This is a genomic window from Streptomyces sp. NPDC058620 (genome assembly GCF_042717135.1).
In the GTDB taxonomy this organism is placed as follows: Bacteria; Actinomycetota; Actinomycetes; order Streptomycetales; family Streptomycetaceae; genus Streptomyces.
Genome location: NZ_JBHXQO010000029.1, coordinates 1 through 15,719 on the forward strand (window position 1 = coordinate 1; position 15,719 = coordinate 15,719).

Consider the following 15,719-nt stretch of genomic DNA (forward strand, 5'->3'; position numbering starts at 1 on the left):
GCCGAGATGAGGGCGGCGGCCCCGGCACGCAGGACCCGCTGGGCGTACGCGCGCTGGCGGGCGCCCAGTGCCTGCGCGGCCCGCACCTCGTCCTCCAGCCGGGCGAGGTGCTCGCGGCGGCGGTCCAGCCGCTCGAACCCGTCGGCCAGTTCGGAGATCTCACCCTGGTCGAGCGGGGGCAGGGCACGCGAGAGCAGTTCCGAGAGCAGCGAGGGATCGAGGCGCTGGGACAGCTTCGGCGTGCGCAGTTGGAGCAGCGCGGTGATCAGCGCGTTGTAGCGCTGCTCGCTGAGGCCGGGGAACAGGGTCCGGCGCACGGTGTCCCGGTAGTCGGACGCCGACGCGTGTACTTCCCCGTGCCCGGACAGCTCCGCCGCGAGAGCCGCCCTGGTGAGTGGCTGGCCCGACTCGTTGACCAGGGAGAGCCCGTCGGGAACGCCGACACGTCGACGGCTGGTGAAGAAGTCCGTGGTGACGGTCGTGGTCCGCTCCCCGGCCTGGAGGCGCGCACCGATGGTGAGGAACCCTTCCGCACCGTCCTCGCCCCGTTCCGTCCGGAACTCCAGCCACACGTATCCCACCCGGGTGAGCCCCGTGGCGCCCTCGCCCATGAGGTTCCAGTGCATGGTGCGTTCCGAGCCGCCGAAGGTGGACAGCCGATGGGGACGCAGGCTCGCGTCGAAGAGGAACGGCAACAGGACTTCCAGCGCCTTCGACTTCCCGGTGCCGTTCGGTCCGCGCAGCAGCAGACGCCCGTGGTGGAAGGTGAACACCTCGTCGTAGTAGCGCCACACGTTGAGCACGCCGGCCCGGGCCGGCTGCCATCGCTCGCCGGGGCCGGGACTCCCGGTGGGGGAGCCGGAGGCGCGGAGGGGGAGTGCGGTGACCGTCATGCGGGGTGTTCTTCCTTGAGAGTGGCACTGGTGACGCGGTAGCGGGCGGCGGCGGGTCTGGGCACGACCCGGCCGCCCTCGCGGCGTACGAGCCGGAAATCGGCCAGGACCTGTACCGCGTCGCCGGCGAGCGCCGCCGCACCGCCCTCCGTCCGGTACGCCTTGCCCCAGCGCGGGAAGCGGTCCAGAATCCGTTCGGCTTCGACGGCCAGCTGCTCGGGTGCGCACCCGGCGGGCGTGGCGTTCAGCACGTCGAGGAGCAGCAGTGCGGCGACTTTGGCGTGGTTCGCGTCGTCGGGGAAGCGGCTGTCCGTGGCGATGGCGTCCGGATCGACCAGCAGGAAGCCTTCGGCCCGCTCCTCCAGCACGAACCCGGCCTGTTCGGCGGCTCGCCGCAGGATCTGCCGGCCCGTGGGCGAGGTCAGATAGCCGAGCTCGGCCTCGGTCAGCTCGTCACGGTGCAGCACCGGCTGGTCGAACAGGCGCCGCAGCACCGAGTGCCGCAGCCACAGATTGCGCTGGACCGGGGAGAACGGTGTGTCCGCCGGGGTGTCGTCCTCCGTGTCCCCGCTGCCGGGCAGCCCGTACCGGCGCTCCTGCACGAGCCCGGCCAGCAGGGCTTCGAAGCCGGCCGGTATGCCGGCGGCCGGTACCGCGAGCCGGGACGGCCCGCACGGCGCGGCGAGCAGCCGCATCAGCACACTGGAATCCACCCGGTAGAGGACCTTCGCCTCGGCCGATTCGGCGAAGCTCTCCGTTGTCCCGTCCACGGTCTGCAACGCGCCGTACGACTCCAGCAGCCGGAGGACGTCGACGAACGCGACGCGCTCCGAGCGCTGTGCCGTGTCGAAGGCGGGGAGGGCCTCGTCCGCCGACGCGGCCTGTACGACCCGGTCGGCCAGCAGCCCGATCGTGGTGACCGGGACGGAGAGCAGCTCGGCGGCGGTGAGGCACAGCAGGACGTACCGCCGCCGGTCGAACGGCGCCCGGCCCGCCCGAGTCCGCCTGGCCGGGCGGGACGCGTCGGCGTCCGCGTTGACCTTGAGCAGCCGGGCGTACCCGAGCCGGGGTTCGACCGCCAGCGTCCAGCCGCAGTGATAGTCGAACCAGTGCGTCAGCGGGTCCCTGCGGCGGCGCACCAGGTCGAACACCACCGGGTCGGAGCGCTCGGTGAGCAACGGCCGGACCAGCAGCGTACGGATGCAGCGGGACATCTCCTCCCGCTCGGCCACCACCAGTTGATTGGCGAAATTACTCATCCGGCCGCCACCTCCCGGTCCATGGCACCAGTGGGTACCGAAACACCCGCCGTGTGCACCTCGATGACGTAATCGGGACAGGTCAGCACGCCGCGGACCGTCCGCAGGACAGCGGGTGCCCCGTCGGCGTCGGCAGGTGGCCGCAGCACCACCTCGACCCGCCCGTCACCGGTCACGGCGCGCCGCGCCCCCGTGGTGTCGGGGCGCACCGCCAGGGCCCGTCCCAGCAGATCGAGGAGGCGCTCGAACACCTCGTGGTCGAGCGCCCCGAAGTGGGAGAGGCGCACCGGTGACTCGGTACGCAGCAGACTCCACGCGGCTTCCAGCTCGGCCCGCTCCGCCCGCGCCCGCCCGGCCCGCTCCGCCTTGAGCGCCGCCACGTCCCGGACCCGCGCGGTGCGGGTGAACCTCTCCGTGCGGCCACTGGTGCGCAGCAGCGCCGAGACCTCCACGGGCGGGGCGTCGTGCCAGCTCTCGGTGGCGGCGACGAGCTCGGGGTCGGCGTGGGCGAGATGCGCATGGCGCGACGGCCCGAGCCCGAAGGCGGTCGCCCACAGCCGGTGCAGATCGTCCTCGCCGGGTGCGGCGGCGAACCACCTGGCCAGCTCCCGGAAATCCTGCACGGCACCGGTCGACCTGCGCCGCGACTCGGTGATCCGGTCCAGCACCTGGAGCAGGGTGACGATGGCGCGGCGCGCCACATGGTGCAGATGCTCCACGCGCGGGGGCGATCCGTCGGCGGGCAGGAACCAGGCCCGCAGTCCGTCCCAGCGGGCCTGCCGGCGTGCCAGCCATGCCGGGGCGGGATCGTCGCCCCCGGCCGGCGGCAGCTCGGCCCCGCGCAACGCCCGCTCCCACAGCATTGGCGTGCCGTGTTCCTCGACCCGGGCGACGGCCGCGGAGACCGCGTGGGCCCGCTGATCGAGATTGGTGAGGAACTCCTGGAGATAGGCGACCGTGGCGCCCTTCACCTCGTGGAAGGTGGACAGCTCGGCACCGTCGGTCCGCAACAGCCGCTGGAGCTCGCCGTTGAACTGCTTCGTGTTTCCCCGGAGGGCGTCCAAGTGCCCCTCCAGCTCCTGCAGGGTGGCGAAAATCCGCCGGTCTCCCGAGGCCGCGTCCTGCGCCAGCCGGTCGAGCTCCGCCAGCCGGTCCGCGATCGCGTCGAGCACAGCGGTCTGGAGCGCGCCGGTCGACACCAGCACGGAGAGGGCGTGCTGCACCCCCGCGAACGCCGCCTCCCCGCGCCGCGTCAGCGAATACTGCAGGTTGCGCCGCTCGTACTCCTCCGCGGTGCGGTAGTTCTCCGCGTGGTTCTGGATGACGTCCAGCAACTCCCACTCCCGGAGCTGCTTCAGAGCCCCCGTGAGGTCGTCGTCCGTCAACGCGCCGAACCACCCCACACCGCGCAGCTGCTCCCGCACCTCGTCCAGCCCGAGCGCCGTCACCAGACGCTCGTTGGCATCGCCGAAGGTCTGCAGAATCGCCGAGTACAGCGGTGCCCTGTCGCCCATGGTGAACCGGAACATCTCGGCCGGGACCCGGTGTGTCGCTGCCACTGCTCGCTCCCTGCTCCTCACTGTTCCGATGCCGCACGACGACCGTCGAACGCCGCCCCGCCCCTCGGACGCCGTGCGGCCGAGGTCGAAATGCCGTGCGACGGGCGTCGAATACCGTGCGACGGACATCCGGCGCCCTGCCGAGAACAGTAGACGGCGCCACTGACACGTCGGACATACCAGGCCAGGGGCAGGTCACAGACACGGCCGGGGAACAGCCCGCACACGAACCCCCGGCCGGGGAACAGCCCGCACACGACTGGACCCCCGGCCGTCCAGAGGGCCGGGGGTGGCGTCGGGGCGTCGATGCCGGAGCGTCAGTGCCGGAACGGGCCGCGTACCTCGTACGTCATGCCCCCCGATCCCGTCCGCTCGCCACTCGTCCCGCGCTGCGAGGAGAAGTACAGCCGGGAGCCGTCCGGGGAGAAGGCCGGACCGGTGATCTCGGATTCGGCGTGCCCGTCGAGGCGGAGGACAGGGGCGACCGTGCCGTCCCTCGTGATGATGTTGATCTCCATGTTCCCGCCGTCCTCCGCGACGTACAGGTCGCCCGCGGTGGTGCCGGTGACGTTGTCGACTCCGTTGAGGGTGCCGTCGCCGTTGTAGACGGCGGTGATGGTCCGGGCGTCCGTGTCGTAGGCCCAGACCTTGCGGTCTCCCTTCGCGGTGAAGTAGCAGATGCCGTCCGCGTAGTGGCACCCTTCGCCGCCGTCGAAGTGCCGCGCGGCGGTCAGCTGGTGGCGCGTCTGGGTGAGGAGGGCGGACGGGGAGGGCACGGCGCGCCACTCGATGCCGTCGCCGGTGGTCGCGCAGGCGACGTCGAGGCGGCCGCGGGACAGGTCGCCCCAGGTGGCCGGGGTGAAACGGTAGAAGCAGCCGTCCTCCTCGTCCTCCGTGAGGTAGATGACCTGGTGGTCCAGGTCGCAGGCGGCCGCCTCGTGCTTGAAGCGGCCCATGACGGGGCGCGACACGGCGGTCCGCCGGCCGAAGGGATCGGCCTCGAAGACGCGTCCGCGGTAGATCTCCTCGCAGGACAGCCACGTCCCCCAGGGGGTCGCCCCGCCCGCGCAGTTGAGGTTGGTGCCGGAGAGGATGCGGTACGCGCGGTCGGTCGAGCCGTCGGCGCGGAACCGTATGGCGGACGCGCCGCCGATCAGGGGGAGTTCGGAGTTGGAGACGTAGATCCAGCCGTCACCGTCCGCGTAACAGGCGCCGCCGTCGGGTGCCGAGTGCCAGATCGTGCCCCCGACCGGGTGGAGGGACCTGGCCACCACGCGACTGGTGAAGCCGGCCGGGAGGGCGACTCCGTTGACATCAGGGGCCAGCAGCGGTCCGTACGGGCCCGCACCGCTGTCGGCGGACGCGGCCTGCTGCCACAGGCTGCCGGAGAAGGCGACAGCGCCCGCTCCGGCGGTGACGGTGCGCAGGAAGGTGCGTCTCTGCATGGGCAACTCACTCCTGTCATCGGGTGGTGCGGCGAGTGAGGGGGGCTCGCCGCCGCGTACATCAAGCCCCGCCCGGCGGTCAGGGAAGTGGCCGTCCGCTGAAGGGGGATCGACATGTACATGTAACCCATGGTTACGGTGGTTGCCCGCACCGTCCAGGGGCTCGCACGGTACGTCAGGCGGCCATCACCACGGACGCCTTGCCCAGGGCGGCATCACCGGACGTCGCCCGCTCGGCGAATACGACGATCCGCAGCAACGCGAACCGCCCGACCCCCGCCAGCGCCGAAGCCGACAGGTAGACGGTCTGCTCGACCAGGGCCGACGGTTCGGGCCGCACGGCATACAGGCACAGCAGGGCCCCGGTGGTGAACGCATAGCTCACGGCCACCGTCAGCCCGGACTGAAGGTGGACTCCCCAGCCGCGTCGTCCGCTCCGGAAGGACACCCGGCTGTGCAGCTCGGTCGCGATCAGTGTGGAGACGACGGTGACCAGCGCGTTGGCCACGGCCATCGGCATGCGGTCGTTCAGCAGGACGAGGACCCCGCTGGAGGCGAGCCCGACACCACCACCGCACACGACGAAGCGCACGAAGGCCGCGAGAACCGGGTGGGCGGTACGCGTCGGCCGGTGCGAGGGGGCGGTCACGGGGGTCCTCCGGAGGTCGTGTGAAGCGATGCTTCGATTCCACCTCAGAACCTACGGACCGGTCGTCAGCCGAGCGACCGGGTTTATCCCCGACTTCGCTGGGGGGTTACCCCCATGGCCGTCTGGGGGTCGCCCCCGGCCCCGGAAGCACCGCCCGTCCGGCATCCCACGCGAAACGCGGTCGAAATGCCCCGTGCGGCAGAGGTTCCTACGCTGAGGGGGACATGGAGACACGACAGGAGGCGAGCCTGTGGCCGATGCCCCGGTACCCGGACCGCACGCGTCCCGCGCGGACCGCCTGCACGCGGTGGGCGACCACGACGTACGCCTGAGCCACCACGTCGTCCACGGCTACCGTCGCGCCTACCGGATCGTGGGCGAGGGCCCGGCGATCCTCCTGATCCACGGCATCGGCGACTCCTCGGCGACCTGGGCGAACCTGATCCCGGAGCTGGCCCGGAACCACACGGTCATCGCCCCCGATCTCCTGGGCCACGGCGCCTCCGCCAAACCACGGGCCGACTACTCGGTGGCGGGCTACGCGAACGGCATGCGCGACCTCCTGGGGGTCCTGGGCATCGAACGCGCCACCCTCGTCGGTCACTCCCTCGGCGGTGGCGTGGCGATGCAGTTCGCCTACCAGTTCCCCGAGCGCACCGACCGCCTGATCCTGGTGAGCGCGGGCGGAGTGGGCGCCGAGGTCACCCCGGTCCTCAGGGCCGTCTCGCTGCCGGGCGCCGACCTGATGCTGTCCGCCCTGCGCCTGCCGGGCATGCGCGCCCAGGTGGGCCTCTTCACCCGCCTGATGAAACTCCTCGACACGGACCTCGGCCAGGACGCCGCCGAACTCGTCGACCTGGTGGACGCCCTCCCCGACGCCACGTCCCGCAGCGCGTTCATCAGCACCCTGAGGGCCGTCGTGGACTGGCGCGGCCAGGTGGTCACCATGCTCGATCGCTGCTACCTGGCGGAGGGCATGCCCACACTGCTGCTCTGGGGATCACGTGACAGCATCGTCCCGGTCGATCACGCCTACAGCGCCCACGCGGCGATGCCGGGCAGCCGTCTGGAGATCTTCGAGGGCGCCGGCCACTTCCCCTTCCACAGCGACCCCGCCCGCTTCCTCGCCCTGGTCGAGGACTTCATGCGCACCACGACCCCCGCGAACTGGAGCCAGGACCGCTGGCGCGACCTGCTGCGTGCCGGCCGTCCGGGCAGCGCGGCGGGAGACCCGGACGAGGCGTTCCACCGGGCGGTGGAGCGCGATCTGCGGGAGGCGAGCGAGCGGAGTGCCACCTGAGGGCTTGTCGACGCCCCCGTCACCTGGTCTTGTGTACCGCGGGTACACCCTGTCGACGACAGGTGCGGCGTGGAATCAGTGGCTGGACGGTCCGGACAGTCCGGGCAGGACGTACGGGGCACTCTGCCCGAGGGGCTTGCCGATGCGATACGAGACACTGCCCTGGAGATTGCCGCGGTACTGCGCGAAGCCACCGACACAGGTGCTCCCATACCCGGCTCGGAGTGGAACATCGGCGAGGCGGGCGCGCACCTGGCGCAAGCCAACGAGCTGATGGCCGACATCGCGGCAGGCCAGGAACGTAGCTACGGCGACGGCACGCCACAGAGCCTCGCAGGGGCGAACGAACGCGCGCTCGCCGCGTTCGACGAGCGCGCGGCCGGTCCGCTGGCCGGGATGATCGTCGCGCAGGCCGACGCGTACCTCAAGGCGATGGACCGGCGCGCGACCGAGGGGACAGTGGTCACCCCGTTGGGCACGATGAGCCCCGAGGTCCTGGGTTCGTATCTGCTGGCACACATGCTCGGCCACGGCTACGACCTCGCCCGCGCACTGGGCCGCCCCTACATGATCGACCGCACCCGGGTCGACCTCACCCTGCCCTTCCTGATCACCGCGATGTCCCGGGTGACCGATGCCGCTGCCACAGCCGGCCTGACCGCCCGTTACACGATCCGCCTGTGGAGCGGGGCCCGCTTCGGCGTGACGTTCACCGACGGAGCCGTAACGGTCGCGTCGCAGCCTCCGGCCCGCCCGGACTGCACGATCCACATCGAGCCGGTCACGTTCTTCCTGATGGCGCTGGGCCGCCGCAACCCGGTGGCTGCCATCGCCTCGGGCCGCATTCTCGCCTGGGGCCGCAGGGCGTGGCTCGCTCCGCGCTTCCCGGAGCTGTTCAGGGCGCCCTGAACCGGGCGGAGTATTCGCATGCCAACGCCCCGGGATGCCCAGGCGTGGTGTGTTCATAGGTGGGGAAGTGGCCGCTTGGGGCAAGCTCTCCCCTCCGCCATGCTCAGGACGCTCCCGCTTCGACCGGGAACGGACTCGAGTCTCCCGTCCAGGGCACGTCCGGCCCGTCGCAGGCGACGAAGAGCAAGGTCTACAACCCGGCGTTCAACGACCTGGCCACCGCAGAGAGACCGTGAACCTTCTCGTCGGTCTGAAACGGCTACGGTCCTCTGGCCCAGAACCCGCCCGTCACCTCGGCGTAGGTCTACTGGAGCGGGACCTCAGACCGTATCGGTAGCCACACCAGCATCATGCTCTCCCGCCACGATGGCGGCGACATACGGGCGGTCGTCGACGAGAGCGCCCCCAGCTCGTTGGTGCGGGGCTCGGCTCGGCAGGTGGCATACACGACAATGTCGTCGGCGATCGCGTGGGAGCGTTGTTGATCGAGTTCGGTACACAGGGCGAGGTGGGCGCCCGGTAACCTGTCCCGGCGTCGCGCAGTATTCGGGGGAAGCGGGGGTGCCGGTGCAGGAACAGAAGGCTTGTGGCCAGGTTCTTGGTCGTGGTGCGGAGGCGGGACACCGGTGACCGAGATGGGTTCCGTCGCCGGCGTGCGGCAGGCGCTTACCGTCATCCTGCCGGTCCGGCTCCCGGCAGCGCCCGGGTGGCAGGAGGGCCCCTTACCCTTCGAGCTCGGTCACCACCGGACCGATGTGGCGACCCGGCAGACCTATTTCACCCAGGCGGCCGGGCGGGCGTTGTATGGAACGCCGGACCGGCCCTGCCGCTGGCACCGGATTGCCGACGTCACACACGGTCCCCTGCGACTGCACGGCATGGAGCTCCTGCACATCGCCACTGCACAGGATCATCAACATGCCCTGGCAGTCCTGCACTTCACCGTCGAAGGACCAGTGCTCCTCGACGTACTCCGGGCCATCGGCCGACGGGAATCGGCGGAACTCGACCCGCTCACCGGACCGATAGCCCCCGAGGCGCTGCTGGACGGCATCGCGGAGGCCAGGACCACCGCGGCCCCGTTCGCAGCCGCGCACGCCTATACGGTCGCTTTTCTCACCCCCGGACCAGCGCACACGGCCGTACTCCGTGGCGAGGACGCGCTCCCGGCCACCGCTGACCGCTGGCTCTGGTCTCTCGCCTCCCGCTCGAACGAGGCCGACTTCCCCACGCCTCCTGAACAGTTGCGGGACCAGACCGCACACGCCGTACGGATCTCCGCCGACTGGAGCGCGCTCGTACTCAGACACGGCGCGGCGTTCCTCGGCCATCGCCCGGACCGGGGCGACGGCGACTTCTACGACTTCGCGGCCTTGCACGTCCGCTCGGTCTACCTCGATGCCATGCTTCTCGGGATCGCCCAGCGCGACCACATCGACGAACTCACCGACGGGCTCTCCGCCGTGTTCGACGGTCCCGGACTCGGCCGGCGTGTGGCCGCGCTGGAACTGGACATCGCCGGTTTCCGCAGCACCTACTGGCGCCAGCATCTGACGGCCCACGGCCCGGCCAATGAACTGTTAGTCGCCTATCAGGACCAGTACCGGCTGCCCGAGCGCTTCCAGGACATCCTCGCCGAGGCCGCCGACTATGCCAGGCTCGTACAGACCCAGGACGGCCAGCAGGTCGCCGGGGCTCTCGGGGTCCTCACCATCCTGGGCCTGCCGCTGGGGACCGCACTGAGCATCCTTCAGGTGCTGGGTGACGAGAAGCCCGGCCATCTCCTGATCGCCCTCGGTGCAGCGTTCGCCGCCACGGCCATGGCCTTCGCCACCCGCTACGGGCGCCTTGTCCTGGCCTCTCTGAGGGGCTGGTCGGGGCGGCGCGATTGAGAGAGGCTGGCCTGCACAAAGGCCCTGTCGGTACCATCAGTTGCACACTGCCGAAGAGGACACGGACGACGTGACGGTCAACGAGGGTGAGTCGCTCCGGCTTTACAAGAAGGCTCTGAGATACGCCGAATCGGATCCAGAGGTGTTTCTCAGTACGGCGAGACGGGCGGCGGAGTCGATCCTCATGGACATTGCCATGCAGGAGGCAGTCGGCTCCAAGCCGACGCTGGAATCCCTGCTTACAGTGCTCACCGCCAAGGGGCTTGTACCTTCGAAGGTCGTGCTCGCCATTCGCACGATTCAGAACTACGGCAACTTCGGCAGCCACGCACACAAGGCGGCGGACGAGGAGATCTCCGCCGAGGACGTACGGCCCTGTCTCAACGCGCTCACACAACTGGCCGCCTGGTACGGACAGACGAGCTCGTCTCTCGCCGAGAACGAGGAGCGGCATGCACTCGCCGCTGTGCAACACCGGGCCGGAACGACACGCCTCGCTGACTCGACGCTCATCGTGGTGAAGGCTCTCCTGCTCGGCTGCGGCTTCGAACAGGCCCTGGCCCAGCGTAACCACCGGGTGGTTTCGGTTCAGCGGCCCTGGTCGGACCACCTGGTGAAGGATGTCGCGGAGCGCGGGCTGGACCTTGCGATCTACAACGAGCAGCGGCTGACGCGGATGACCGAGGGCGATGAGGAACTCCGCTCCCAAGTGGTTTCCGTCGGACGGGTGGGGCACTCCATGGGTGGCCGAAACTTCTACCTGCTTGCCGCGCGCGGGGGGCGTTGGGGAGACACGACAGCGGTGGAATTCCTCCGGAATCCGGCAGGCGCCGAGATCGCCGTCCCCCGGCACAGCGATATGTTCGCCAATATCCTGGCGGCGTTCTCGACGGACGAGGCAGGACTGCACGAGCGCGGCATACGGATTCTCGATGTCCCGCACCATCTCGGTCTTGAGCTCTTCCATCTGAACAGGGACGTCCTGGCGGTCGGCGGGCAGAACTTGCGGATGCATGCCCGGGACGAGGACGACTACTTCGAACTGCTCAACTCGGACATGCTCCCGCAGAGTGCGCAGGCCCAATTGCGCTCGGCCGCCGCTAATGTGCTCATCGCAAACCGAGTGTGGCTCGCCGAGATGAGAATGCAGCCGGCGGAACTCCACCGCGAACTGATGCGCAGGTTCCATGACATGGGCTCGGACGAGGAACGCTTCGAAGAGCTGGTGCACGACCTGATCACCCAAGCCTCGTTCCCCCATCAGAGCAGCCAACACAGCCGGGAACGCCTGGTGCGGCACGTCCTGTTCGAGAGCTACCGGCTGGGGGACCCGTGACGCGGCCGAAGCGTGTGCTTGCGGTCGGAGGCACCAACTTCGACATCATCGTGGCCGCGGAGCGCCTGCCGGAGGAGCACGAAAAGCTTCGAGGCAACGCGTACGCGGCACGGCCCGGGGGTTCTGCTGCCAACACGGCCCTGGGCCTGGCCCGGCAGGGCTGCGAGGTCCGTCTGGTCTCCGCGGTGGGCGACGACGTGCTGGGGAGACTGTGCCTGCAGGACCTGCGTGCTGGAGGGATCGACACCTCGCTGATCCACCTGGACACCTCGGCGCAGACGAGCATGGCAATCGTGCTGTCTTCCGGGACCGGAAAGCGGATGATGACGTTCGCCGGAGCCGACCGTGATCTCGCGATCAAGGCCGTCACCGAGCACGATGTGCGCGATGTGGACCATGTGCATGTCGTCGGCGAGCCCTCGCTATCCCTCACGCGCGTCGTCGATCTCGCCCGCCGTACCGGCCGCTCGGTCTCGGTCGAATGGAACGGTCGCGACATGAGCTCCCTCGCCTGGGACGTGCAACTGAATCTGATGAACGCGGACGAGGCGCGTCGGCTGCCCGGGGCGCTGGTGGACGACGACGCCGGCACTGCGCGGCGGTACGCCGAACGGCTGTCCGGAGATGTGATTCTGACTGTGGGGTCCCGCGGTGCCGTCTGGGCATCGGCCGCCGGTGAGGTCTTCCACGAGCCGACGGAGGCCGTCGAACCAGTGGACCGTACCGGAGGCGGCGACGCCTTCAACGCGGGTGTCATCGCGGCGTGGCTGCACGGGGAGCCGCCGACAGCCTGTATGCGCCGCGGGCTCGATGCGGCCTTGCACGTGATTTCGAGGATAGGAGCTCATCCGTGACCAGATGGCTTGGTGTCGCATTGCTTCCGAGCGCGGAGCACACCCGCACTGCGATCCAATTGCAGAAAGACGTGGGGGGTGAGCATCGGCTTCAGCCCCCGCTGAGTCCGGAGGGAAACCTTCCTCATCTCACCGTATTTCAGGGCCCGTTCGTCGACGCCCTGGACCCGGTGCGGGAGTTGGTGACCATCGGCGCCTCGGTGAGCCTGCCGAGCGAGCTCCACCTCACCTCCACCGGAATCGTCTATCAGCCCACGGGCTGGCTGTTCATGTCGGTCGAGCGGCCACTCCTGCTGGACAAGCTCCAGGAAGCGGTCCTCGGCGTACTCGACCCCTACCTCGACCGCTCGGCGTTCGACACGGCCAAGGACACCAGCAGGTTCACGGAGAGCGAGCGCGCGAGTTTCACTCGGTACGGGTACCGATACACCGGCGACGCGTACGCGCCGCACATCACCCTGGGCCGGACTGGCGAAGAGGCTGCCCTGGAGCTGGTCAGGACCGCCCCTGAGAGGACCTCCGTACCGGTCCATTGGACCTTCGACCGCCTCAGCTTCTATGTAATGGGGGAGCACGGAGCCCATGCCGAGAAGCTTGTCGAGCGGCCGCTCGACCTGACGTGAGTGAGGTGCGGGAGCTGCGCGCTGTCGCCGAGGAGGCCATGGACGCGGGAGCGCGGTGGCTCGCCGCGGCGGGGGAGGAATGGGCGCGCACGCGGTTCAAGCCCTCGGGCGAAGAGGTCACGGACGCTGATGTCGAGGTCGAGCGACGGGTGACGCGAGTCCTGAGGCAGCGTACCCCCGGGATTCCGGTGATCGGCGAGGAATCGTCCGGGAAGGGGCCGCTGCCGCCCAGGTGCTGGCTGCTGGATCCCATTGACGGCACGATGAATTTCACCCGGGGTGCCCCAGGACACGCTCTTTCGTTGGCGTACGTGGCGGACGGCACGCCGTCCTTGGGGGTGGTGCACGCGCCGGCCCTCGGCAGGCGCTGGAGCACGGGGACGACGCGTCTTGCGGCCACCGGTTCGTCCGGTGCGGTGGAGTTGTCACATGCGGTGGTCGGCCTGACCGGCGTCGGCTCAGGAAGGACCCGGGCCGGGAGGTTCATCGGCCGGCTGTACGACGAGGCCTACCGCATCCGCTTGCAGGGGGCCATGAGTCTGGACCTGGTGGGCGTATCCGAGGGCTGGCTCGACGCGTGTGTGTGCATCGGGCCCAAGCCATGGGACGTGGCGGCCGGGACGGCGCTTGTGCGGGAACGCGGCAAGGCGGTGCTTGGCCTGGATGGGGGAGAGTTCGGGTTCGGCTCGCCTGTCCTGGCTGCGGGCTCGGAGCCACTGGCCCGTGGGCTGATGTCCGTGTGGCGCTCGATCGCCTCAGAGGAGGGGCGTACCTGAGAAGTGGCTTCCTCCTGCACCGCCCTCAAGCGGCTCCCGCCTCGACCAGGAACGGACTCGGGTCGCCTGACCAGGACACGTACAGCCCGTCGCGGGCACGGGTGCAGGCAACGAAGAGCAAGCAGCGCTCAGCCATGAGGTCCGCCTCGTGCTGGAGACGGTCCACTTCGACCGGCGTCACGGCGCGCGGAAAGGGCAGCGCCCTTTCGTGCACCCCTATGACGGCCACGCACCGGAACTCCAGCCCCTTGAAGGAGTGCATCGTTCCGATGCGTACGGTCGGCGCGTCCTCGGATGCGTCGGACCGTAGCTGTGCGGCAGGGATGCCGGCGGCCGTCAGTCGTTCGACTGCATGGGCGCAGTTCCTGTTGAAGCGTGCGCTGACGCCGATCTCGCCGGGGCTGACACCGGCCTCGGTCCAGGTGCGGATCTGCGCGACGAGCGCGTCCAGTTCGGCCTCCTCGGAGGCAGCCGCGTACACGGCCGGGCCGCTGCCGTGGAGGGCGGAACGGTATCCCAGCAGGGTCTCGTTGCGGTCGTCGTCCTCCAGTTGTGCGATGGGACGGCCGACGAGCAGTGCAGTGGACCAGCTGAGGATCTCGTGGGTGCTGCGGTAGTTCTTCCGCATCTTCGTCGAGCGGCCCGCGACCTTGATGCCGAGGGCCTTGAGTGACACCTTCGAGTCGTAGATTCGCTGGTGGGGGTCACCGGCGATGAACAGGTCGTCGGGGCGCGTGGGAGCAGCGGCGCGCAGGAGCCGCCACTGGGTGGGGTGCAGGTCCTGCGCCTCGTCCACGACGATGTGGCGGTACAGAGGTCCCCTCGATTCGAGCAGGTCGGCAGCCTCGGCGCACGTACCCAAGTAGGTGCGCAGGCCGTCGGCGCTGAGCCCGTCGGAGAACTCCTGGACCGTACGCCACACCAGGGGGCGTTCGGCGGCAGGGAGGCGGCTGCCTCGCCCACGCCGGTCGGCGATCTCGTACTCCTGCGGACTCCGCAGGTTCTGGGCGAGGACGACGTGCTTGTACTCCTGCACGAGGAACTGGGCCGTGCCGGTGAAGCCGGTGGTGCGCGCGGCCTGCTCCCAACGGGCCTCCTCCTCGCCGCCCCGCAGCGGACGGCGTGAGGTGGAGACGACTCGGCTGGCCAGGGCGTCGACGGTGGTGATGTCCACGCGGTCGCGCAGCTCCTCGTCCTCGACGAGTGCCGCAAGCCCGTTGCGCAGCGCGGCGACGAGAGCGTTGGTGTAGGTGGTCAGCAGGATGCGCTCGCCGTCGCGCAGGTACGCCAGCAGGTGTCGCACCCGGTGCAGTGCGACGACGGTCTTGCCGGTGCCGGGGCCGCCTGTCACCTGCGCAGGCCCGGAGTAGCTGGCCCGGTAGGCGACCTTGTGCTGGGAGGGGTGGAGGAAGATGCGCCAGGCAGTGAACGGCTTGTCGAGGATGTCACGCAGCTCGTCGGAGGCGGTGATGAGGGCGATACGGGTGCGGGTGTGACCGATGGCGGTCGCATAGTCGCTCGTGTCCACCGGATCGGCGGAGGAGGTGGGGAGGTTGAGGGACACCAGGTCTCGCCAGACCTCCTCGACGGTGAAGCCCTCGGCCAGGTACTCCAGCACCTCCCGCTGGTCCTGCGGGAAGTAGGGCGCGAACACCTCCAGCTGTTCCTTGGTGGTGAGAGCGCGGGCCTGGCGAAGGGTGGTCCCGTCGATGCCGAGGGCGGACAGGTCGCCGTCGGAGACCTTGGAGAAGAGTCGGTCGTCGGGCGCGGCTGCCATCTGCTCGTACGCGGGGGTGAGTTCATCGAGCATCGCGATGTCGCGGATCTCGATGGCCCGGGTGACCGCATTGATGCTGGCCTTCTGTTTGATCGCCCAGGCGATGGCCTTGTCGTGGGGCATCACACGCAGCAGGACGAAGGTGTCGCCGTGGTCCGGCGCGAGGACGACGCCGCGTGTGCCCTGAGAGATGCGGATGGTGCGGATGTGCGGGTCCTTGGCCTGCTTCAACGTCTCCAGTTTCAGACCCGGGTCTTTGAAGAGCTGGTCCAGCGTGAGGCGTTCGAACTTCTCCCAGGCCCCGAACACACCCTCCCGCACGGAGCCCTGAAGTTTGCCGAGCTGGGCGCAGAAGCCGATGTCGAAGGCAAGGTGCGGCACGGAAGAGTTCTCCTCACTCAAGTACGGGGTGCGGTGGCGGGTGGGGTCGCCTTCGCGGCCGGGACG

General features: G+C 69.7%; 12 protein-coding genes and 1 pseudogene. 7 read left to right on the forward strand and 6 right to left on the reverse strand.

The features are described from left to right. The 5 genes and pseudogenes from ACFWSK_RS23905 to ACFWSK_RS23925 all read right to left on the reverse strand — a co-directional run. Positions 1–893: pseudogene (locus ACFWSK_RS23905) on the reverse strand (TIGR02680 family protein); the annotation flags it as partial. Then, positions 890–2,152 carry a TIGR02678 family protein gene (locus ACFWSK_RS23910; protein ID WP_383789694.1) on the reverse strand — a complete coding sequence of 421 codons (1,263 nt, stop codon included), beginning with the start codon at positions 2,150–2,152 and terminating at the stop codon, positions 890–892. The gene ACFWSK_RS23910 and the pseudogene ACFWSK_RS23905, both read right to left, overlap by 4 nt. Beyond that, positions 2,149–3,681 (reverse strand): TIGR02677 family protein, encoded by a 1,533-nt coding sequence (locus tag ACFWSK_RS23915; protein ID WP_383789868.1) that lies wholly within the window; start codon positions 3,679–3,681, stop codon positions 2,149–2,151. The genes ACFWSK_RS23910 and ACFWSK_RS23915 overlap by 4 nt, the downstream gene beginning before the upstream one ends. 347 nt (positions 3,682–4,028) lie before the next feature. After that, the gene (locus ACFWSK_RS23920) at positions 4,029–5,156 is read right to left on the reverse strand and encodes an alkaline phosphatase PhoX (RefSeq protein WP_383789697.1); all 1,128 of its coding nucleotides are present in this window, start codon (positions 5,154–5,156) and stop codon (positions 4,029–4,031) included. A gap of 175 nt (positions 5,157–5,331) precedes the next feature. After that, positions 5,332–5,805, reverse strand: a complete 474-nt coding sequence (locus ACFWSK_RS23925; protein ID WP_383789700.1) for a hypothetical protein — start codon at positions 5,803–5,805, stop codon at positions 5,332–5,334. A gap of 250 nt (positions 5,806–6,055) precedes the next feature. Here ACFWSK_RS23925 and ACFWSK_RS23930 point away from each other — a divergent pair, with 250 nt between their 5' ends. The 7 genes from ACFWSK_RS23930 (at position 6,056) to ACFWSK_RS23960 (ending at position 13,495) form a co-directional block, all read left to right on the forward strand. Further along, a complete protein-coding gene (locus ACFWSK_RS23930) occupies positions 6,056–7,105 on the forward strand; it encodes an alpha/beta fold hydrolase (RefSeq protein WP_383789702.1) in 1,050 nt (349 codons plus the stop codon). A 69-nt stretch (positions 7,106–7,174) separates the two neighbouring features. Then, positions 7,175–8,014 carry a maleylpyruvate isomerase family mycothiol-dependent enzyme gene (locus tag ACFWSK_RS23935; RefSeq protein ID WP_383789705.1) on the forward strand — a complete coding sequence of 280 codons (840 nt, stop codon included), beginning with the start codon at positions 7,175–7,177 and terminating at the stop codon, positions 8,012–8,014. A 635-nt stretch (positions 8,015–8,649) separates the two neighbouring features. Further along, positions 8,650–9,906: a hypothetical protein gene (locus ACFWSK_RS23940; RefSeq protein ID WP_383789872.1), complete on the forward strand. Its 1,257-nt coding sequence runs from the start codon at positions 8,650–8,652 to the stop codon at positions 9,904–9,906. Positions 9,907–9,976: 70 nt separating this feature from the next. Further along, a complete protein-coding gene (locus ACFWSK_RS23945; protein WP_383789708.1) occupies positions 9,977–11,242 on the forward strand; it encodes a DUF4145 domain-containing protein in 1,266 nt (421 codons plus the stop codon). 14 nt (positions 11,243–11,256) lie between these two features. Beyond that, positions 11,257–12,096: a carbohydrate kinase family protein gene (locus ACFWSK_RS23950; RefSeq protein WP_383789875.1), complete on the forward strand. Its 840-nt coding sequence runs from the start codon at positions 11,257–11,259 to the stop codon at positions 12,094–12,096. After that, positions 12,093–12,719 (forward strand): 2'-5' RNA ligase family protein, encoded by a 627-nt coding sequence (locus ACFWSK_RS23955; protein ID WP_383789710.1) that lies wholly within the window; start codon positions 12,093–12,095, stop codon positions 12,717–12,719. Before ACFWSK_RS23950 ends, ACFWSK_RS23955 begins: the two co-directional genes overlap by 4 nt. After that, positions 12,716–13,495, forward strand: a complete 780-nt coding sequence (locus ACFWSK_RS23960; protein WP_383789712.1) for an inositol monophosphatase family protein — start codon at positions 12,716–12,718, stop codon at positions 13,493–13,495. Before ACFWSK_RS23955 ends, ACFWSK_RS23960 begins: the two co-directional genes overlap by 4 nt. A gap of 25 nt (positions 13,496–13,520) precedes the next feature. On the opposite strand, the gene ACFWSK_RS23965 is transcribed toward ACFWSK_RS23960, so the two are convergent. Continuing rightward, positions 13,521–15,653 carry a UvrD-helicase domain-containing protein gene (locus tag ACFWSK_RS23965; protein WP_383789715.1) on the reverse strand — a complete coding sequence of 711 codons (2,133 nt, stop codon included), beginning with the start codon at positions 15,651–15,653 and terminating at the stop codon, positions 13,521–13,523. Between the last annotated feature and the right edge of the window lie 66 nt (positions 15,654–15,719).